This is a genomic window from Phenylobacterium sp. (assembly GCF_016793225.1).
Taxonomy (GTDB): Bacteria; Pseudomonadota; Alphaproteobacteria; order Caulobacterales; family Caulobacteraceae; genus Phenylobacterium.
In genome coordinates this window covers 12790-31631 of sequence record NZ_JAEUMN010000126.1, presented here as the reverse complement: position 1 = coordinate 31631, position 18842 = coordinate 12790, and the positions used below count along the sequence as shown (strand labels likewise).

The 18842-nt window shown below is 71.0% G+C and carries 15 protein-coding genes; 5 read left to right on the top strand and 10 right to left on the bottom strand.

Features of this window, described 5'->3' with window-relative positions; translation table 11 throughout:
* Window positions 1-7 precede the first annotated feature (7 nt).
* Complete coding sequence (locus JNK30_RS15015; protein WP_293483326.1) at window positions 8-1219, top strand: Xaa-Pro peptidase family protein; 1212 nt, start codon at window positions 8-10, stop codon at window positions 1217-1219.
* Between the two features lie 25 nt (window positions 1220-1244).
* Here the strand turns inward: JNK30_RS15015 and JNK30_RS15010 are convergent, their stop codons facing one another.
* The 5 genes from JNK30_RS15010 to JNK30_RS14990 all read right to left on the bottom strand — a co-directional run bounded on the left by JNK30_RS15010 (window position 1245) and on the right by JNK30_RS14990 (window position 7356).
* Entirely contained in the window at window positions 1245-2252 is a 1008-nt protein-coding gene (locus tag JNK30_RS15010) for an NAD-dependent epimerase (RefSeq protein ID WP_293483324.1), read from the bottom strand.
* Between the two features lie 70 nt (window positions 2253-2322).
* On the bottom strand, window positions 2323-3150 hold the full coding sequence (locus JNK30_RS15005; RefSeq protein WP_293483322.1) for a glycosyltransferase family 2 protein: 828 nt from the start codon (window positions 3148-3150) through the stop codon (window positions 2323-2325).
* 71 nt (window positions 3151-3221) lie between these two features.
* Complete coding sequence (locus JNK30_RS15000) at window positions 3222-5675, bottom strand: TonB-dependent receptor (RefSeq protein WP_293483320.1); 2454 nt, start codon at window positions 5673-5675, stop codon at window positions 3222-3224.
* A gap of 45 nt (window positions 5676-5720) precedes the next feature.
* On the bottom strand, window positions 5721-6710 hold the full coding sequence (locus tag JNK30_RS14995; RefSeq protein WP_293483319.1) for a FecR domain-containing protein: 990 nt from the start codon (window positions 6708-6710) through the stop codon (window positions 5721-5723).
* A gap of 100 nt (window positions 6711-6810) precedes the next feature.
* A complete protein-coding gene (locus tag JNK30_RS14990) occupies window positions 6811-7356 on the bottom strand; it encodes an RNA polymerase sigma factor (RefSeq protein WP_293483318.1) in 546 nt (181 codons plus the stop codon).
* A 436-nt stretch (window positions 7357-7792) separates the two neighbouring features.
* Between JNK30_RS14990 and JNK30_RS14985 the strand changes: the two genes are divergently transcribed.
* Window positions 7793-9649, top strand: coding sequence for a phosphoenolpyruvate carboxykinase (GTP) (locus JNK30_RS14985; RefSeq protein ID WP_293483317.1), 1857 nt, complete (start codon window positions 7793-7795; stop codon window positions 9647-9649).
* A 440-nt stretch (window positions 9650-10089) separates the two neighbouring features.
* Here the strand turns inward: JNK30_RS14985 and JNK30_RS14980 are convergent, their stop codons facing one another.
* From JNK30_RS14980 to JNK30_RS14970, 3 genes are all read right to left on the bottom strand, one after another.
* Entirely contained in the window at window positions 10090-12021 is a 1932-nt protein-coding gene (locus JNK30_RS14980; RefSeq protein ID WP_293483316.1) for a nucleoside-diphosphate sugar epimerase/dehydratase, read from the bottom strand.
* A gap of 235 nt (window positions 12022-12256) precedes the next feature.
* Window positions 12257-12961 (bottom strand): TorF family putative porin, encoded by a 705-nt coding sequence (locus tag JNK30_RS14975; RefSeq protein ID WP_293483315.1) that lies wholly within the window; start codon window positions 12959-12961, stop codon window positions 12257-12259.
* Between the two features lie 170 nt (window positions 12962-13131).
* The gene (locus JNK30_RS14970; RefSeq protein ID WP_293483314.1) at window positions 13132-13932 is read right to left on the bottom strand and encodes an SDR family NAD(P)-dependent oxidoreductase; all 801 of its coding nucleotides are present in this window, start codon (window positions 13930-13932) and stop codon (window positions 13132-13134) included.
* A gap of 52 nt (window positions 13933-13984) precedes the next feature.
* On the opposite strand from JNK30_RS14970, the gene queF reads away from it, so the two are divergent.
* A complete protein-coding gene (gene queF, locus JNK30_RS14965) occupies window positions 13985-14440 on the top strand; it encodes a preQ(1) synthase (protein ID WP_293483313.1) in 456 nt (151 codons plus the stop codon).
* A 13-nt stretch (window positions 14441-14453) separates the two neighbouring features.
* Here the strand turns inward: queF and JNK30_RS14960 are convergent, their stop codons facing one another.
* Window positions 14454-16334: an ATP-binding protein gene (locus JNK30_RS14960; RefSeq protein WP_293483311.1), complete on the bottom strand. Its 1881-nt coding sequence runs from the start codon at window positions 16332-16334 to the stop codon at window positions 14454-14456.
* Window positions 16331-16999 (bottom strand): response regulator transcription factor, encoded by a 669-nt coding sequence (locus tag JNK30_RS14955; RefSeq protein ID WP_293483309.1) that lies wholly within the window; start codon window positions 16997-16999, stop codon window positions 16331-16333. The genes JNK30_RS14960 and JNK30_RS14955 overlap by 4 nt, the downstream gene beginning before the upstream one ends.
* Before the next feature lie 158 nt (window positions 17000-17157).
* On the opposite strand from JNK30_RS14955, the gene JNK30_RS14950 reads away from it, so the two are divergent.
* Entirely contained in the window at window positions 17158-17802 is a 645-nt protein-coding gene (locus JNK30_RS14950; RefSeq protein WP_293483307.1) for a PEPxxWA-CTERM sorting domain-containing protein, read from the top strand.
* A 237-nt stretch (window positions 17803-18039) separates the two neighbouring features.
* On the top strand, window positions 18040-18687 hold the full coding sequence (locus JNK30_RS14945) for a PEPxxWA-CTERM sorting domain-containing protein (RefSeq protein WP_293483305.1): 648 nt from the start codon (window positions 18040-18042) through the stop codon (window positions 18685-18687).
* Window positions 18688-18842 lie beyond the last annotated feature (155 nt).

Genomic DNA, 18842 nt, shown 5'->3' with positions numbered 1-18842 from the left:
GAGCTTCTTGGGCTTCGGAAGCCTGGCCGCGCTGGCGCCGTCGCTGACTTGGGGTGCGGCCCCGGGCCCTGAGGGGCCTGGCTCGCCGCCGCCGCCGATCGGCGGACCGGAACGGGCGGCGCGCATCGCCAAGGTCCAGGGCCTGCTACGGCGGGAGGGCCTCGCGGCGCTGATCGTGGAGCCGGGCTCGAGCCTGGTCTACTTCACAGGCGTGCGCTGGGGCCGCAGCGAGCGGCTCACCTGCGCGCTCATACCGGCCCGCGGCGAGGTCGTCATGGTGACGCCCTTCTTCGAGGAGCCGTCGATCCGCGAGAGCCTCGGCGTGCCGGCCGACGTGCTGACATGGCACGAACATGAGGATCCGCTGGCGATCGTCGCGACGTGGCTGAAGGCCCGCGGGGCGGCGTCACAGGACGTCGCGATCGAGGAAACCAGCCGCTTCTTCATCGTGGACGGGCTGAAGCGGAACCTGCCAAGCGTCCGCGTCGTCAGCGGCGCCGGTGTCGTGCGCGCCTGCCGGATGCTGAAGACCCCGGCCGAGATCGCGCTCATGCAGCACGCGTCGGACATCACGATGGCGGCCTATCGCTACACCGTCCCGCGGATCGAGGCCGGCATGCGCCCCGAGGACATCGGCGCGATCATGAACGGAGCGACGGTGAAGTTGGGCGGGCGGCCCGAGTTCGCGCTGGTCCTGCTGGGCGAGGCCGCGGCCTACCCGCATGGATCGGGCAAGCCCCAGGCGGTGAAACCCGGGGAGGTCGTGCTGATGGACTGCGGCTGCACCTTCCAGGGCTATCAGTCGGACATCTCGCGGACGTTCGTGTTCGGCGAGGCGACGCCGCAGCAGCGCAAGGTCTGGGGCGAGGTCCGGCGCGGGCAGGAGATCGTCTTCGAGGCCGCCCGGCTGGGGGCGACCTGCGGCAGCGTCGACGACGCCGTGCGCGGCTACTACGCGAGCCTGGGGTATGGCCCGGACTACAGGCTGCCCGGTCTCTCCCATAGGACGGGCCACGGCATCGGCATGGACGGGCACGAGCCGGTGAACCTCGTCCGCGGTGAGACCACGCGGCTGGCGCCCGGCATGTGTTTCTCCAACGAGCCGGGCATCTACCTCCCGGGCGCGTTCGGGGTCCGCCTGGAGGACTGCTTCCACATGACGGAGCAGGGGCCGAGGTGGTTCTCGCAGCCGGCGAAGTCCCTGGACCAGCCGGTCTGACCTCGCGCTGCGCGGCGGCCGCGCCTCAGACCCCGTAGTACTCGCGATACCAGTCCACGAACCGCCCGACCCCGATCTCGATCGACGTGGACGGCGCATAGTCGAGGACCCGCCGGGTCTCGGCGGTGTCGGCCTCGGTGGCGGCGACGTCGCCCGCCTGCATCGGCAGGAAGTGGATCTCGGCCTTCCTGCCGAGCTTCTCCTCCAGGACTTCGATGTAGCGCATGAGCTCGACGCGGCGGCTGGCGCCGAGGTTCAGAACCCGCCAGGGCGCGGCGCTGGTCGCGGGATCGGGCTTCGTGGCGTCCCAGGCCGGATCGGCCGACGGCGGACGGTCGATAGCGGCTACGAGGCCATCGACGATGTCGTCGACATAGGTGAAGTCGCGCTGCATCTCGCCCTGGCCGTACACCTCGATCGGCCGGCCCTTCAGGATGGCGTCGGTGAACTTGAAGAGCGCCATGTCGGGACGACCCCAGGGGCCGTAGACGGTGAAGAAGCGGAAGCCGGTGCAGGGGATGCCGAACAGGTGGGCGTAGGCGTGCGCCATGGCCTCGTTCGCGGCCTTGCTTGCGGAATAGAGGGTGATCGGGTGCGTGGCGGCGTCGTGCACGCTGAACGGCAGGTTTGCGTGATTGCCGTAGATCGAGCTGGTGGACGCGTAGATCAGGTGGCGCGGCGGGTGGGCCCGACACCCCTCCAGGACGTTCAGGAAACCGACGACGTTGGAGTCCACGTAGGTTTCGGGGCTCTCGAGGCTGTAGCGGACGCCCGCCTGGGCCGCGAGATTGATCACGGCCTCGGGCCTGGTCTCGGCGAACAGCGCCGGCATGCGTTCCCGGTCGGCCAGGTCGATGGTCACGTGCCGATACGCGGCGGAGGCCTCCAGGATCGCGAGCCGGGCGCGCTTGAGCTGGGGATCGTAGTAGGCGTTCAGGCTGTCGAGCCCGACGACGGCATGGCCCGCGGCCAGCAGGCGCCGGGCCAGATGAAAGCCGATGAAGCCGGCGGAGCCGGTGACGAGGATCGCCAAGGGAACCTGCGCTCGAGGAATCCGCGCGACGGCGCGCAGGCTCGTGCGTAAACCGCGTCGCGGCGCCTGACTAGCGCCCGAGCCCGACCACCTTGCGCAGCGCCGCCACGCCGGTCGGCTCGGACGAGGCCGCCTCCAGCCGGGCCGAGGCGGCCTCGGCGGCGCGCAGCCGCGACAGCACGGGGAAGAGCGCCGAGGCGGTGGCCGCCAACACCCCCATGCGACCTTCCCGCCATCCGCCCCGCGCGACATAGGCGCCGAGGAAGGTGAGGAGGCCCGAGGCGACGATGGCGCCTGCGCCGCGGATGCGCCCGGCCTCGGCCAGATCCTCGGCCGCCAGCGCCGTCAGACGATCGAGCCGGGCGATGACGCCGCCCGCGTCGCGGCCCACCGAGCGGCGGATCGCGCCCTTCAGAGCGCCTCCCGAGGCGCCGGCGAGCACATAGGGCGCGTTGAGGCGCCGGGGGCCCCAGGCCTTCAGGCCGCGCTTGTAGAGGCGCGCTTCCCGCCGCGGGGCGAGGGGACCGGCCCAGCCGCCGCGGACGCGCGTCTCGCCGATGTAGTTGTCGATGGGCAGCTCGTACCAGTCGCCGACCGGGCGCATCTGGATGGCGGCGCGGATCTCCCACGCCACCGCGGCGTCCACGAGCTCGTCGGGCTCGATCTCGAGGATCCACTGCGAGGTGGCGGCCTCGATGCCCGCCTGCCGGCGCTGGTTCTCGAGCGGGAAGATGCCGTCGATCACGACCGCCCCGTGGCGGCGCGCGATCTCCTGGCTGCGGTCGGTGCAGCGGTCGGCGACCACCACCACCTCGTCGCAGAAGCTCAGCTTGCGAAGGCACGCATCCAGGGATGCGTCCTGATTCTGCGCACAAACGAGCGCCGTGAGTTTTACCACGTACCCCGCTCCCATCCCACCATGGGTAAAGACGCCGCCGCAGGGGCCCGCCCCCCAGCCGCGGCAGCGCTTCAGAACGCGGCCGCGAGTCTCACGCCGAAGGTGCGCGGGCGTTGCGGGGTCGCCTGGCGGACGGCTTCGATGATGTCGGGCGTCTGGGGATTGTCGGCGAAGCTGAAAGGGTTGCCGTAGGCGAACGTGTCGCCATCGTCGTTCAGGGGATTGGTCACGAAGGCGGTGAGCCGCCAGTATCGGGCATAGACCTCGGCGGCCAGCTCGGTGCGCAGGTAGTGGTCGGTGCGCGGCGGCTGATCGAAGGACAGGCCGGACCGACCGACGTAGCTCGCCTCGGCGACCAGGCGCAGGGACAGCGTGTCGCCGAGCGGCCGCAGGTAGGTGACCAGCACGCCCGCGGAGAGATCCGGCACGCCGGGCAGGTCGTCGGCGATCCGCGCGGCGGGCGACACCGGGAAGTCGGGGTTGATGTTCTTGACCCGCGAGTCCGAGACAAGGCCGTTCGCCTGCACCGTGAGCCCCGATGGGAACTCGTAGGCGGCCTCGCCCTCGAGGCCGAGGATGCGCGCGTCTCCGACGTTGGCCGTGTAGGCGAGCCCGGACTGCCGGTACTGGTCGGTCTGGATGTTCGCCCAGTCGTCGTAGTAGGCCGCTGCGCGGACGGTGAGGCGGTTGTCCAGCCGGCGGAACTTGGCGCCGACCTCGAAGTTGCGCAGCCGGTCGGGCCGGAAGGTCGTCCGCGTCGTACGGATCGGGAAGAAGCCCGAGGAATTGAAGCCGCCCGGGCGATAGCCCTCGCTGACCAGGGCGTAGACGAGGTCGCCGTTCGGGAACTCACGCTGCAGCGAGATCTTGGGGGAGAAGCCGTCGAAGGTCCGCGCCTGATCGAAGAAGCGCGGCGCGAAGGGGGGGCTGATCCTGAGGTCGGCGGTGGTGACGACCCGCGTCTGGAAGACCCGGCCGCCCAGCGAGGCGGTCCAGCCGCCGCCGAGGTCGTACGAGCCTTCGCCGTAGAGCGCGTACTCGGTCAGCTTGTCCCGCCGGCTCTCCCAGTAGACCGTGGACGCCGACGCCGGCGAGAGGAACTCCAGCGTGGACGGGCTGCGGGCGCGCGTGCGGGCCGCATAGAGGCCGACCAGCCAGTCGAAGCGGGCCGCCGGCGAGGAACGCACCACGAGATCCTGCACGACCATGGTCGATCGGGTGCGCTCGTCATAGACGCCGAGGTCGGCCAGTTCGGCCCCGAAGATCCCGCGCGCGGCCGACGCGTCGTACTGGCTGGCGAAGACGTGGTGGATGTAGCTCGTCGACGACGCGACGGTCCCCCAGCCGAAGTCCCCCTGCAGGCGCACGCCCCCGTAGGAGAAGTCGTTGTTGTGCGTCTCGCGGATCCGGTTCCCCCGCTCGTCCGGCGCGGCGGCCCGGCCGGGCCGCGCCATCGCCTGGGGCTGCCGCCGGCCCCCCGTCATCTCGGCGGTGACGTACTGGGTGTCGTTGGAGCGGAGGTTCTGGGTGGCGGCCAGGGCGTCGAACCGCCAGTCGTCGCTGAGCTGCAGCCGGAACGCGAGGCGGCCGCCGTCGCGCCGCGTCTGATCGACGTTGGTGACCCTGAGGCGGACGTCGTCGAGATAGCCGCCCTGCACGTCGCGGTAGGCGACGAGACGAAGTCCCGCGCGGTCCTGCAGCAGGGGCAGGTTCATGTACCCGTCGAGTTCGTGGCTGGTGCTCCCGCCCTCGGTGGTCGCCACCGTCGCGGAAGCTCCGAACGCGACGTCGCGGACGTCAGGCTTGGCCGTCACGATCCGGTAGATGCCCGCGATGGCGCCCGACCCGTACAGCGCGCCCTGGGGGCCGCGCACGACCTCGATGCGTTCGACGTCGACCAGGCGGAGGTCCGGGTCCGGGGCGTTGTAGTTGATCGGCGCGTCGTCGAGGTAGGTCGACACGGTGGTCCGGGTGCGCCCCGTGAACGCGCCGTCCGACAGGCCTCTGACCAGCAGCTTGTCGCGCCCCGGCCCCAGGTTCGTGGAAAGAACGCCCGCCAGTTGCCCGATCGTCTGGCCGACGTCGTTTGCCCGCGTGGTGGCGATCTGGTCGCGTGAAATGGCGCTGACCCCGGCGGGGAGGCGGTCCAGCGCGGCCGGCCGCTTGGTGGCGGTCACGAGCACCTCGGCCACCACCGCCGCGGCGCGTGGCGGCTCGGGCGGGGGCGGGAGCGAGATGCGGGGGGGCGCGGCGGTGATCCGCACCGTGCGGGAATCGATGCGGCGATGGCGGCACGGCGCCCCCGCCAGGATTCGGTCCAGCGCCTCGTCGAGCGTGTAGGAGCCCGAGAGTTCGACGCGGCCGCCGGCGCCGCAAGTGGCGGTCCCGAGGATGGAGACGTTGGCCTGCAGCGCCAGATCGATCAGCGCGTCGGCGTAGGAGCGCGGCGGGATGTTGAGGCGCAGGCGCGCATCAGCCGCGTCGGCCCGGCCCGCTACGCAGGCAAGGACAACGCCGCCCAGCACCGCTCGGAGAGGCAGGCTCCGTCGTCGAATGGCTCCACGCCCTGCTTAACGGTCCGACGCAGGATCGCGCTTGAGGACCACGGCCGAGCCGGAACGTACCGCGCTTATGGGAACGAGCAAGGCGAGGCGACGTATCACCGCAGCCTGGTCGTCGAGGACGAGCACGCCCGAGATGGGCATGGCGCCGAGCGCCGGATCCTCGATGCGGATCGGGGTCTGGAACTTCTGGTTGAGATCGTCAACGACCTCGCGCAGGGGCTGCTCGCGGTAGATGAGCCGTCCCGTGCGCCAGGCGAGGACGTCCCGCGGTTCGGCGGCCGCTACGCGGGCCTCGGCGGCGCCTTCCTCGTGCTCGAACCTCTGGCCGGGGCGGAGGCGGTACGCCTCGCCCGCGGCGCCGTCGCCGGGGCGCACCTCGACCGACCCGCGCGCGACGGTCACGGAGACCTGGCCGCCGAGCCGGCGGACGTCGAACTGGGTGCCGACCACGCGGACGAGGCGGTCGCCAGCCGCCACCACGAACGGCCGCCGGGCCGCGTGCGCCACGTCGAAGACCGCCTGGCCCTCCTCGAGCGTGACGCGCCGCGCGCCGCGCGAGAAACTGACCGTCAGGCGGGTGCCGCCGTTCAGGTCCAGGGTCGAGCCGTCCGGGAGGGCGATCGTGCGCCGCTCTCCCTTGGCCGTGACAAAGGTCTGGGTCTCGGGGCCGGCGAGTTCAGGCGCGAGCACCACCGCGACGGCCGCAGCCGCGGCCGCGGCGCCCAGCCCCAGGGCTGCACGGCGACCGACGCCGACCGGCGCCGGCGTGGCGCGGCGTTCGGCGAGCGCCCGCGCGACCGCGTGGCCCTGCGCGCCATAGCCCTGCGAAACGGCGAGGGCGGCGTCGAACGCGGCGGCGTTCTGGGGGCTGGCCGACAGCCAGGCGTCGAAGGCCACAGCCTCCGCTTCCCGAAGGTCTCCGGCTTCCAGCCGCACGACCCAGACGGCGGCGTCCTCGCGCCGCGTCTCGTCGCCGTATCGCCAGCCGAGGTTCATCGCTCTCCCCTGACAGGCCCCATGCGACGGCCCGTCGCACGGTTAGACGTCGCCGAGGGCGCTTGCCCCCCGGTCGTCCGGTACAATTTCAGGTAGAGCCTCATAGGCCGAGTCTCGCCGTCAGCGTCTTCAGCGCCGCCGACACATGCTTTTCCACTGATTTGACGGAGATTCCCATCTCCCGCGCCGTCTCGGCGTGGCTGCGGCCCTCCAGCTTGTGCAGCCGGAACGCGCGCCGCTGCTGCGGGGGCAGCTCGGCCGCAGCGTCCACCAACTGGCGCAGGCGTTGGCGGGACGACACGGCTTCGTCGGCCGGGGCGAGTTCGGCCACGTCCTCGTCGCCGATCGTGACGTGGGCGACCCGCCGCCAGGCGGCGTCGCGGGCGCTGGATCGCGCGTCGCCCCGCGCGCGGTCGAGCATGACGTTGCCCGCGATGCGGTAGATGAGGGCCACGGGGTTCTCGGCCGTGACGCTGAGGTCACGGGTGGCGATCTTGACGTAGAGTTCCTGGGCCAGATCCTCGGCGAGCTCGGTCGACCCGCAACGCGCCGCGAAGTACCGGACGAGATTGGCGCGCCGCTCGAGGTAGATCTCGAGCAGCGGGTCGGTGGGCCGCTGGGCGCCGGGGTTCGCCATCAGGCTCATACGGTGTCAGAAATGCCTCAATCCGGCGCTGTCGCCAACGTCGCAGCGGACGCCGGGCGAATTCACTGGGGGGCGGGCGCGATCGGCGGCGTCTAGCCTTCGACGTCACTTAGGTTCGCGGCGCCTCGATGGGCACGCCGCGCTTGGGGAGCGGCGTCATGGCGTGCGGGTCGCGGGGGAGCGGCCCGCACGTCCAGCCCCAGGAATTCTCGCAGCCGATTCGCCGATGCGCCCTGGTCTGCCGCAACGGCATGCCTGGAACATGAGCCAACCGGGCGCCATTTCCGTATTCTATCCACACGATAGCGCGAGCTTCGCCGGTGACGGATTGGCCCGCGGTATGCAGACGGGGTTACAGCCTCTATGAGGATCGCTCGCGGTGAGGGGGCGCTGGGGACGCCCCTGTGCCAAATTGGGTTCGAGGAGTAGCAGATCTATGAGCCTTAGGACCGTGCCGGGACTCGAACCCGCGCCGACCAAACATGCCAAGCTTGTGCAATGGGTGCGTGAGATCGCCGACCTGGCGGAGCCGGACCGCGTGGTCTGGTGCGACGGGTCGGAGGAAGAGTGGAACCGCCTGACCGCCGAGCTGGTGGCCGCGGGGACGCTGAAGCCCCTCAACCCGGCCAAGCGGCCGAACTCCTTCTACGCCGCCTCGGATCCCCGCGACGTAGCGCGCGTCGAGAGCCGCACGTTCATCTGCTCGGAGAAGCCGGAGGACGCCGGCCCGACCAACAACTGGCTCGACCCCAGCGAGATGCGCTCGGACCTGAAGGACCTCTTCAGGGGCGTGATGCGCGGCCGCACCATGTACGTCGTGCCCTTCTGCATGGGCCCGCTCGGCTCGCGGATCAGCCAGATCGGCGTCGAGATCACCGATTCCGCCTACGTGGCGGTTTCGATGCGGATCATGACGCGGATGGGCAAGGGCGCCCTCGACATGCTGGGAGACGACGGCTTCTTCGTGCCCTGCGTGCACACGGTCGGCATGCCGCTGGTGGACGGCGTCAAGGACGTCGCCTGGCCCTGCAACGAGGTGAAGTACATCGTCCACTTCCCCGAGACGCGGGAGATCTGGTCGTACGGCTCGGGCTACGGCGGCAACGCGCTGCTGGGCAAGAAGTGCTTCGCGCTGCGCATCGCCTCGGTGATGGCGCGCGACGAAGGCTGGTTCGCCGAGCACATGCTGATCCTGAAGCTGACGTCGCCCGAGGGCGCGGTGAAGTACATCGCCGCAGCGTTCCCGAGCGCCTGCGGCAAGACCAACATGGCCATGCTGCAGCCCACGCTGAAGGGCTGGAAGGCCGAGACGATCGGCGACGACATCTGCTGGATGCGCTTCGGCGACGACGGCCGCCTGTACGCGATCAACCCGGAGGCCGGGTTCTTCGGCGTCGCGCCCGGCACGGGCGAGGTCACCAACAAGAACGCCGTGGACGCCCTGTGGGGCAACGCCATCTTCACCAACGTGGCGCTGACCGACGACGGCGACGTCTGGTGGGAAGGCCTCACCGACACCCCGCCCGCGCACCTCATCGACTGGAAGGGCCGCGACTGGACCCCCGACAGCGACGAGCCCGCGGCGCACCCGAACGCGCGCTTCACGGTTCCGGCCGCCCAATGCCCGGTGGCCGCGCCCGAGTGGGAAGACCCCGCCGGGGTGCCGATCTCCGCGATCCTGTTCGGCGGCCGCCGCGCGTCGGCCGTTCCGCTGGTCACCGAGGCGCTGGACTGGCGTCACGGGGTGTTCATGGCCTCGAACGTGGCCTCGGAAGGCACGGCGGCCGCCGAGAACGCCATCGGCGAACTGCGCCGCGACCCGTTCGCGATGCTGCCGTTCTGCGGCTACAACATGGGCGACTACTTCGCCCACTGGCTGAAGATGGGCGAGACCGCGCCCGACGCCGGGAAGCTGCCGCGGATCTTCTTCGTCAACTGGTTCCGCAAGGACGAGCGGGGCAAGTTCGTCTGGCCCGGCTACGGGGACAACAGCCGCGTGCTGAAGTGGATCGTCGAGCGGCTCGACGGCAAGGCGGAAGCGGTGAAGACGCCCATCGGCCTCGTGCCGGCCAAGGCCAGCCTGGACACGTCCGGCCTCAGCCTGACGGATGCGCAACTCGACCTGCTGCTGACGGTCGATCCCGCGATCTGGCGTCAGGAGGCGGCGCTGATCCCGGCGTTCTACGAGCGCTTCGGCGAGGCGACGCCCAAGGCGTTGTGGGACGAGTACGAGGCGCTGGTCTCGCGCCTGGAAGCCGCCAAGTCGCCTGAACGGGTCGTCGCGGCCGAATAGCCGCGGGCGCGCCGCCGACTCCCTGACTTCCCTGCGCAGCAGGGTGGAGGGGTGTTGAGCACCGCGGGCAGCCCCCTTCCACCGCCTTCGGCGGTCCCCCCCGGATCACGTCCGGGGCGGGCTGTGAAGTCGCCGGGCGTGAGGGGCGGTGGAGCCGCCCGGCTTCAACCGCAGAGATCGCAGAGGAGCGCGGAGGCCGCGGAGATCTCTGCGCTCTCTGCGTGCGTCTCTGCGTCCTCTGCGGTTCGATCGAGCGCCTGCGGCGGCAGCCCTGCCCGGCGGTCGTTCTCGGCGCTGTGGCTGCCGCTCGCCCTCTCCACCACCCGCTCTTCGGCGGGCGGTACCCCTCTCCCGCTTTGCGGGAGAGGAAGGTGCGGCGGCGCGAAGGCCATCGGCCGTATGCGATAGCCCTGACCTTTTGGGGGACGCGGGCCGTGGGGTCAGCCGCCCTTGACGACGCGGAGGCTGGGCGGCGCCGCGGGCGCCTCGCCGCGCACCTGGGCGACCAGGTCGAACAGCGCGCGCCTCACAGCCTCGGTGTCGCCGTCGCGGGCGACCTGGGCCAGATCCTCCAGGTGGCCCGGCGTCATGCGCACCGCTGAGCCGGAGATCACTTCCAGGACCTTCGAGGCGGCGGGGAGGGAGGTCTCGGTCTCGTCCAGCAGGGCTTCCGTGAGCTTCTCGCCCGGACGCAGCCCCGTGATCTCGATCTCCACGTCCTTGCGCCCGGAGAGCGCGATCATCTGCCGGGCCAGGTCGAGGATCGACACCGCGTCGCCCATCTCGAGCAGGAAGAGCCGCGAGTCGCGGCGATCGTCCTCGTGGCACGCCGCGGTCGCGTGCAGCACCAGCTGGGCGGCCTCCGGGATGGTCATGAAGAAGCGCGTCATCTCGGGATGGGTCACAGTCACCGGACCGCCGCGCTCGATCTGCGATTTGAAGATCGGCACCACCGAGCCCGAGGACCCCAGGACGTTGCCGAAGCGGACCGCGGAGAAGCGCGTGCCGCCGTCGTTGGTGGTCTGCTGGGCCTGGATGACCGCTTCGGCGAGCCGCTTGGTGGCGCCCATGACGTTCGTGGGGTCGACGGCCTTGTCGGTGGAGATCAGCACCATCTGGCCGGCCCCGGCGGCCTTGGCGGCCTCGCACACGTTCCAGGTGCCGACGACGTTCGTGAGCAGGCCCTCGGCGGGATGCCGCTCGACCATGGACACGTGCTTCAGCGCCGCGGCGTGGAAGACGAGGTGCGGCCGCTCCTGGACGAACACGTTGGCCAGGCGCTTGGCGTGGCGGACGTCGCAGAGAACGGCCTTGGTGGAGATGTGCGGATAGGTCTCGCGCATCTCGCGCTCGATCTCGAAGAGGGCCGTCTCCGAGAAGTCGAGCACCGTGAGGTGGCCGCAGCCGAAGCTGGCCACCTGGCGGCAAAGCTCCGCGCCGATGGATCCGCCGGCGCCGGTCACGAGAACGCGGCGGCCCTGGATCAGGCGGCCGATGGCCCCCCGGTCGAGCTCGATGGGGTCGCGCGCCAGCAGCTCCTCGATGTTGATGTCGCGCACCGGAAGGAGGGTCAGCCCCTCGTGGTGGCTCAGCTCGACGATCGAGGGCAGCCGCAGCAGGCGGATGCCGTCGGTCTTGAGGCGGCCCAGGACATCGGCGGTGAGGCCCTTGAGCTTGGCCGGCTCTTCGAGGAACAGGATCGCGCGCGGGTAGCGGTTCCAGCGCCGCAGGTCGGCCAGCGCGGCGTCCAGGCGATCGATGGCTTCCAGGATGCAGACCCCGCGCACCTGTGCGCCCACGTCGCGGCGATCGGTGCCGATGATTCCGACCGGCGTGTAGGCGCGGTCGTTGCTGCGGGCGACGTCCCGCAGATAGGTGTCCGCGAGCGACGGCGGACCGATCAGCAGCAGGGACGGGGCCTGGGCGAGGCGGTCGGTGGCGGTCTTGAGCGGGGAGAAGCTCTCGAGGGCGTGCTCGTGCAGCGCGCGGCGCAGGATCCGCACGCCCATGGCGCTGACCATCTGGAACAGGGGCGCCATCACCAGCGTGGAACGCGGCAGCCCTTCGGCGCGGTCGAGGACGAAGCAGGCGAGCAGGAAGACGCCCACGGTGAGCACCGCGCTGCGCGTGAGCACCAGCGCATCCGGGATGGACACGTAGCGCCAGGGCGAAAGCTCGCGCCGGAACGCGAGGCTGAAGACGCCGGCGATGGCCGCATAGAGGGCGGCGAGCTGGAAGAAGGACATGGCGCCCGCCTGACCGAAGCCCAGCTCGGGCTGCGTCGGCGCGACGAAGAAGGCCACGGAGAAGGCGACAGCCGCGAGCAGCATGTCGAAGACGACGGTCTGGGCCCGAACGGTCATCCGCTCCATGCGCCGAACTCCGCTGACGTCCTGTCGATTCCCGACCATAGGGCGGTGCAGGCGGTCCGTCAGTCAAAACAAGCCGTGGAAGCGCCAAGGCGCCAGCCCGCTCGGCCGGCGCGGCCCGCCAGGGCGGCGGAACCTAGGTATTGCGGCCTCCGGAGGCAACCCGGAACGGCCTCGCCGGATACGAAAGAGCCGCCGCGGTCAGGCGGCGGCTCCCCTGCGCGAATCGCGCGAGCGGTCACCAGACGAGCTTGATCGCCCCGACCACCCGGGAGTCGCCGTAGCCGAGCGGGTCGGCGGCGTTGGAGGCGTCCGTGTCGAAGTAGCGGACGTCGAAGCCCACGTTGTCGGTCAGCGCGAAGCCGACGCCCACGTTCCAGGTCGTATAGTCGAGGCCGCCGTCCTGCTCCTGACGGCCGATGGCGCCGCTCACCGAGAACTTGGTCTCCGGGATCGTCACCGCCGCGTTGGCCTCGTAGTAGAACGCGTCGTCCGCGGCGCCGAAGAAGTTCGGCGAATAGTAGGTCGCCACGCCCAGGGTCGCCGGGCCGGCCGGCACCGAGGCGGCGGCCTTGAACTCCCAGTAGTCGTAGTTCGACGCGCCCTTGTCGATGTAGCCGTAGTAGATCACGCCCAGGTCGAAGGTGACCGCGCCGACGGTGGGCTTCACGCCCGCGTAGATGTCGAACTCGGCGTCCGTGGAGTCCAGGAAGTCCACGTTGGACACCCACACGCCGGCGTATCCGATGCCCAGGGTGGCGTCGACGCCGCCGAACACCTGCGGATCCTCGTCGGTCTGGCTGAAGCCGCGGAACACGTAGTCGGTCGACGCGCCGATGTTGAACGAGAAGGACGGGCCGGAGCTGTCCTCCTGGGCGGCGGCCGCGCCGGCAAAGCAAAGCGAGGCGGCGGCTGCCGCCAGCGCGAGTTTGAGCGTTCTCATTTGTCTATCCCCTCTTGATGCACCCGGCCGTGACCGGCACGCCGCGCCATGGTCGGCGGCGAACGCCTCAGATCAACGCGGGGGGGCCGGTCCAGCGAAGCCACGAGTCCGCTGACGAACGATTAATCAGGCTGAGCGCGCGGCGCCTGAAAAATGGGCGCCGGGGCGGATCAGCGGGCCACGAGCGGGGCGAATCCCAGGTGCGAGCCGGCGTCCACGAGGAGCGTCTCGCCGGTGACGTGACGCGAGTGCGGCGAGGCCAGGAAGACGGCGGAGACGGCGATGTCCTCGGCGGTGGAGGCGGCCTTCAGCGGGGTGCCCGCCGCGGCGTTCTCCCGGACCCGAGCGGCGGCCGCTTCGCCGACGCCCTTGCCGAACCACGGGGTGTCGATGAAGCCGGGGCAGACGGCGTTGACGCGGATCTTGGGCGCCAGCGCGCGGGCCAGCGACAGGGTCATGGTGTTGAGCGCGCCCTTCGAGGCCGCGTAGGGCACCGACGAGCCGATGCCGGTGACGCCGGCGATGGAGGCGGTCATCACCACCGCGCCCGGGCGCTCGCCGGCCTCCAGCAGCGTGCGGCAGGCGCGGACCATCTGGTAGGGGCCGATGACGTTGACGCCGTAGAGCTTCAGGAAGTCGTCGGCGGAGACGCCGTCGAGGTTCGCGTGATTGTTGAACGTCGTCGTGCCGGCGTTGTTGAACAGCGCGTCGATGCGGCCGTAGGGCTCGGCGGCCGCGGCGATGCGGCGGCAGTCGTCGTCGTTCGCCACGTCGCCCTGGACCAGCACGGTCTCGGCGCCGTGAGCCTGGCACTGGCGGGCGGTCTCCTCGGCGTCGTCCCGGTTGCGCGCGTAGTTGATGACCACGGCCTTGGCGCCGCGGGAGGCGACCTCGACGGCGACGGCGCGGCCGAGGCCGGTGGAGGCGCCCGTGACCACCACCACGAAGTCGTGAAAATCACCCTGGGCCATCGCGCGTCCTCCCGTTGTTGTTTGGGGCCGTGCTAGCCGGTAAAGGCCGCGCATGGAAGAGACCCATCTCACGCAGCTCGGGCGGGAGGCGCGGGGGTTCGAGAGCCCCGAGGCGGCGGTCCTCGAGCGCGTGCCCAATCCGCATGCCGGGACGACCTATCTGGTGCGCTTCACGGCGCCGGAGTTCACGTCGCTCTGCCCGGTGACGGGGCAACCGGACTTCGCGCACCTGGTGATCGACTACGCGCCGGGCGACTGGCTGGTGGAGTCGAAGTCGCTGAAGCTCTACCTGGGGTCGTTCCGCAACCATGGGGCGTTCCACGAGGACTGCACGGTCGCGATCGGCCAGCGGCTGGTGCGCGAGCTGTCGCCGCAGTGGCTGAGGATCGGGGGGTACTGGTACCCGCGCGGCGGCATCCCGATCGACGTCTTCTGGCAGACCGGCCCGGCGCCTGAGGGCTTGTGGCTCCCGGACCAGGGCGTCGCGCCCTACCGCGGCCGCGGGTAAGGCCCGGGGCGGCTCAGGCGCGGCGGCGATCCACGGGCAGCCAGACCTCCACCGTCGTCCCGCGCCCGGGCGCGCTGGCGCAGGCGAAGACGGCGCCGATCGTCTCGGCGCGCGCGGCCATGGTCCTCAGCCCCTTGCCCGACCCCGGCTCGCCGTCGCGGACGAAGCCCCTGCCGTTGTCGGTGATCGCGACGCGGACGCCCGGGCGGCCCTCGCGCGTCTCGGGCGCGCAGGCGAAGACGAGCACCTTGGCGGCCGAGTGGGCGAGCGCATTGGCCACCGCCTCCTGGACCAGCCGCAGGAACTGCAGGGCGTTCGCCGAGTCCAGCCACCCGATCGAAGGGCAATCGCCGACATCCCAGCGCACGACGAGGCCCGCGCGCCCGAGGTCGGGCTCCCAACGGTGCCGCAGGTTCCCGAGCAGGGCGAGAATGTCGCCGCCCAGCGGGTCCAGGGAATCCACGGTGAGCTTCAGGTCGGCCACGGCCCGCCGCAGCAGGTCTATCGTCTCGGCAGGATGCTTCTGCTTCCGCGCCACCGCGAGGGCGGTCACAAGGCTGGAGCCGATGCCGTCGTGCACCTCGCGCATCAGGCGCTCGCGTTCGCTTTCCAGGGCGCGCTCCACCTCGAGCCGGCGGCGGGCGGCCTCGCTGGCGGCCAGGTCGGCCCGCGCCGCGGCGATGCGGCCCTCAAGCGAGGCGTTGAGCGACTCCACCGTGCGGACGGCCGAGACGAAGCGGCGGCCGACGACGAAGAAGAACGCGGCCAGGATGGCGAAGGCGTTGTAGGGCTGGAGATAGAAGCCGGCGCCGTCCCACCAGAGCAGGTGGTCCTGCCGTCCCAGGTCGTGCACGCCCACGGCGAGCGTCGCCGCCATGATCGTGAGGAGCAGGACGCGCGCGAAGGCGTCGCCCCGCCAGGGCGCCCGCACGAGCACGCCGATGCTGACGGCCCCGGTGGCCAGGACGATGGCGGTGCAGATCCGTCCCTCATGCCCCAGGGCGGTGAGGACGACGGACGCGATGGCGTTGGCGGCGCCCAGGGCGAACCACAGCACGTTCCAGCGCTCGCGGTGCGGGACCTTGAAATACTCGCCGACGAACCCGAAGCCGAGCGGCGTCAGGAAGAAGATCATCGTCTGCGAGAGCAGGCCGAAGAGCAGCGGATCGAAGGGCGCCCGCTCGAAGAAGAACACCGTGCCGCGAATGAAGTAGGCGATGCCGAGCGCGGCCAGCCAGGCGAGCTCGGGCTCCTGGCGCCGGCGTGACAGCCACAGGAGAAAGGTGACGGCGGTGAGCGCCAGGACGATGTAGTTGGCGATCTCGGCGCCCTTGACCCGCCACAGGGTCTGGCGCGCGTGGAGCGGGCGCAGCTCGGCCAGGGGCGCGAGGCGGATGTCGCCCACCACCAGGAACCAGTCCAGCGCCGAGTCGACCCGCAGGAGCAGCTCGTTCGGACCCGCCCGCAGCGCCTGGGCCGGCAGCGGCACGAGGACCGGGCGGTTCCAGCCGATGACGCGGTCGTCCTTGCCCGCGTAGGTGCGATAGACTTCGACGCCGTTCAGGTAGGCGACGTAGCGCTCGGCGATGTCCTCGGTGTAGAGCGCGTGCGGGCCGCTCCCCAGCTGGTCCATATCGAACCGGGCCCGCACCCACACCGTGATCCTGTGGTGCTTCCGCGCGCGGGCTTCCTCCTCCAGCGAGAGCTGGGGCAGGGGACGCCGCGTCCAGCCCGACGCCGGCGGGGTGTCGCTCTCGGAGACGGCGAACTCGGCCTCGCGCACCACGAGGCCGTCCCCGGCCCGGGCCGACGCCACCGCCGCGCCGAGCGTCAACGCCAGCAGGCAGCCCAGCCAGAGCCTGAGCGGCCATGGGAACCACCCGGCGATGGTCAATCGAGGATTCCCTGGCTGGAGGCCTCGAACACGGCCTCCGCGCGCGAGTTCACCTCGAGCTTCACGTAGATGCTCTTCACGTGCGTGCCCACGGTGTTGACCGACAGGCCCAGCAGCTCGGCGCATTCCTTCTTGGAGAAGCCGCGGGCGAGCATGTTCAGGACGTCGCGCTCACGGTCGGTCAGCGTGGCGTCGCCGGCCTGCGGCTCGGGGCGGATGTGGCGCAGGACCTGGCGGGCGATCGCGGGGCTGATGGGCGAACCGCCGCGGCGCACGTCGCGGATGGCGGCGACGCAGGCCTCCGGCTCCATGTCCTTCAGGAGATAGCCGCGGGCGCCGGCCCGGATGCAGTCGATCACCCGTCTCTGCTCGGCGAACATGGTGACCACCATGACGTCCGCGCCCGGATGGCGAAGGGCGCTGCCGCGGATGAGCGCGATGCCGTCCCCGTCCGGGAGCCCCAGGTCGCACAGCAGGACGTCGTAGCCGCCCGCGGCGACAAGGGCTTCGCCCTCGGCCGCCGTGGAGGCGGTCGCGACGACCCGAAGGCCCTCGGCCGGCGCGATGACGCCCGCGAGCCAGGCCGCCATCGCGGGGTCGTCCTCGACGATGGCGATGCGGATCGCTGCGCCGCCCGGCGGCGTCCCGGCTTCCTGTCGCTCCAAAAGGGCCCCCCTGAAGGCGCAGGGACGATGATGAACGAAGGCGCCAGCGGCGTCGACGACGTGTCCATCACCCAAACAGGTGAAGCGCGGCCACGGCGGCCCGGGCTAGCCAGCGAGTCCCGGTTCGCCCCGGGCCGCTCGAAGATGGGGGTTGTTTCATGTCCAGGTCACTCGCGCCGCTGGCTGCCGCCGCGCTGCTCGCCCTTCACGCGGCGCCCGCCGCCGCCGACGTCATCGTCGACACCGGCGAGGTGGAGTTCCCCTTCGCCGTCTGGGCGATCGGAGAGTTCGGTGACGACCACATCGGTCTCGCCGCGGCGTTCACCGTGTCGCAAACCACCCGGATCACCGACTTCGAGAGCTTCTTCGGGCTCAATGCGCAGCCGCAGACGCTCCACATGGGGATCGCCAACAGCCTCGGGGCGGTCCCCGGCAGCGAGATCTTCTCGGCCCAGGTCAACATCGCGGCCGAGCAGGGCGGCGACTTCTACGACTGGCACGGGGTGCACGGCGCGAACGTGGTGCTGGGCCCAGGCGAGTACTGGATCACCTTCGAAGTCCGCGAGGACGACACGTTCGAGAGCGGTCTTGCCTTCTACGCGCCGAACCCGACCCTGAAGGAGGCCAGCCACCGCCGCTCGACGGGGAACTGGGGCGTTTCCAACGACCTCGACTTCTCCCTGCGGATCTACGGCGACCCGGTGGGGGCCGTGCCCGAGCCCTCGGCCTGGGCCCTGATGATCGCCGGCTTCGGCGCGACCGGCGCGGCGATCCGTCGTCGGCGTCGCTGCGAGCCGGCCTGAGGCGCGCGGGCGCCCCCAACCACCGGATCCTCACGCCGCCCGGCGACGCCATGGCTTCCTCGTCGCTCGAACGAGGCGTCGCTGCGGCGCGGCAAGGACGAAGGACGAAGCCGCGTCGGCGTCATGACCTGTCCATCACCCAAACAGGTGAGGCGCGGCCCTCCCGGCCCGGGATAGCCAACAAGTCCAGGCGTCGTCCCGGGTCGCCGGGCCGCTCGAAGATGGGGGTTCAGATCGATGTCCAGGTCACTCGCACCGCTCGCCGCCGCCGCGCTGCTCGCCCTTCCCGCGGCGCCCGCCGCCGCCGACGTCATCGTCGACACCGGCGAGGTGGAGTCCCCAACCACCATCTGGGCGCTCGGGGAGTTTTCTGGCGACCACATCGGGCGCGCCGCTGCGTTCACGCTGTCGCAGACGACCCGCATTACCGATTTCGAGAGCTACTTCGGGCTCATAACGCAGCCGCAGTCGATCCACATGGGGATCGCCAACAGCCTCGGAGCGGTTCCCGGCAGCGAGATCTTCTCAGCCCAGGTGAACCTCCAACCCGAGGGCGACGGCGATTCCTATGGGTGGTACGGCGTGCACGGGGCCAACGTGGTGCTGGGAGCCGGCGAGTACTGGATCACCTACGAAGTGCGGGAGGACGATAGCTTCTTCCTGAGCGGCCTCGCCTTCTCTGCGCCGAACCCGACTGTGAAGGAGGCTAGCCATCGCCGCTCGACGGGCGTCTGGGACGCCTCGAATGATCTCGACTTCTCGCTGCGCATCTTCGGCGATCCGTTGACGGCCGTGCCGGAGCCCTCGGCCTGGGCCCTGATGATTGCCGGGCTCGGCGCGACCGGCGCGGCGATCCGTCGCCGGCGACGCTACGAGCCGGCCTGAGCCGCCCGGGCGCCGGGAGCACACGTCGCCATCGCTGGTTGTCCTAGCCGAGGGCGATGCGGATCGCGCCGCCGCCCGCTGGCGTGTCCATCACCCAAACAGGTGAGGCGCGGACCTCCCGGCCCGGGATAGCCAACAAGTCCAGGAGTCGTCCC

Bases quoted from the DNA above. Each gene is read 5' to 3' on its own strand.
- JNK30_RS14995 (WP_293483319.1), bottom strand. From the start codon at position 6,710: ATGAACCTCGGCTGGCGATACGGCGACGAGACGCGGCGCGAGGACGCC.
- JNK30_RS14990 (WP_293483318.1), bottom strand. From the start codon at position 7,356: ATGAGCCTGATGGCGAACCCCGGCGCCCAGCGGCCCACCGACCCGCTG.
- JNK30_RS14985 (WP_293483317.1), top strand. From the start codon at position 7,793: ATGAGCCTTAGGACCGTGCCGGGACTCGAACCCGCGCCGACCAAACAT.
- JNK30_RS14980 (WP_293483316.1), bottom strand. From the start codon at position 12,021: ATGGAGCGGATGACCGTTCGGGCCCAGACCGTCGTCTTCGACATGCTG.
- JNK30_RS14975 (WP_293483315.1), bottom strand. From the start codon at position 12,961: ATGAGAACGCTCAAACTCGCGCTGGCGGCAGCCGCCGCCTCGCTTTGC.
- JNK30_RS14970 (WP_293483314.1), bottom strand. From the start codon at position 13,932: ATGGCCCAGGGTGATTTTCACGACTTCGTGGTGGTGGTCACGGGCGCC.
- queF (WP_293483313.1), top strand. From the start codon at position 13,985: ATGGAAGAGACCCATCTCACGCAGCTCGGGCGGGAGGCGCGGGGGTTC.
- JNK30_RS14950 (WP_293483307.1), top strand. From the start codon at position 17,158: ATGTCCAGGTCACTCGCGCCGCTGGCTGCCGCCGCGCTGCTCGCCCTT.
- JNK30_RS14945 (WP_293483305.1), top strand. From the start codon at position 18,040: ATGTCCAGGTCACTCGCACCGCTCGCCGCCGCCGCGCTGCTCGCCCTT.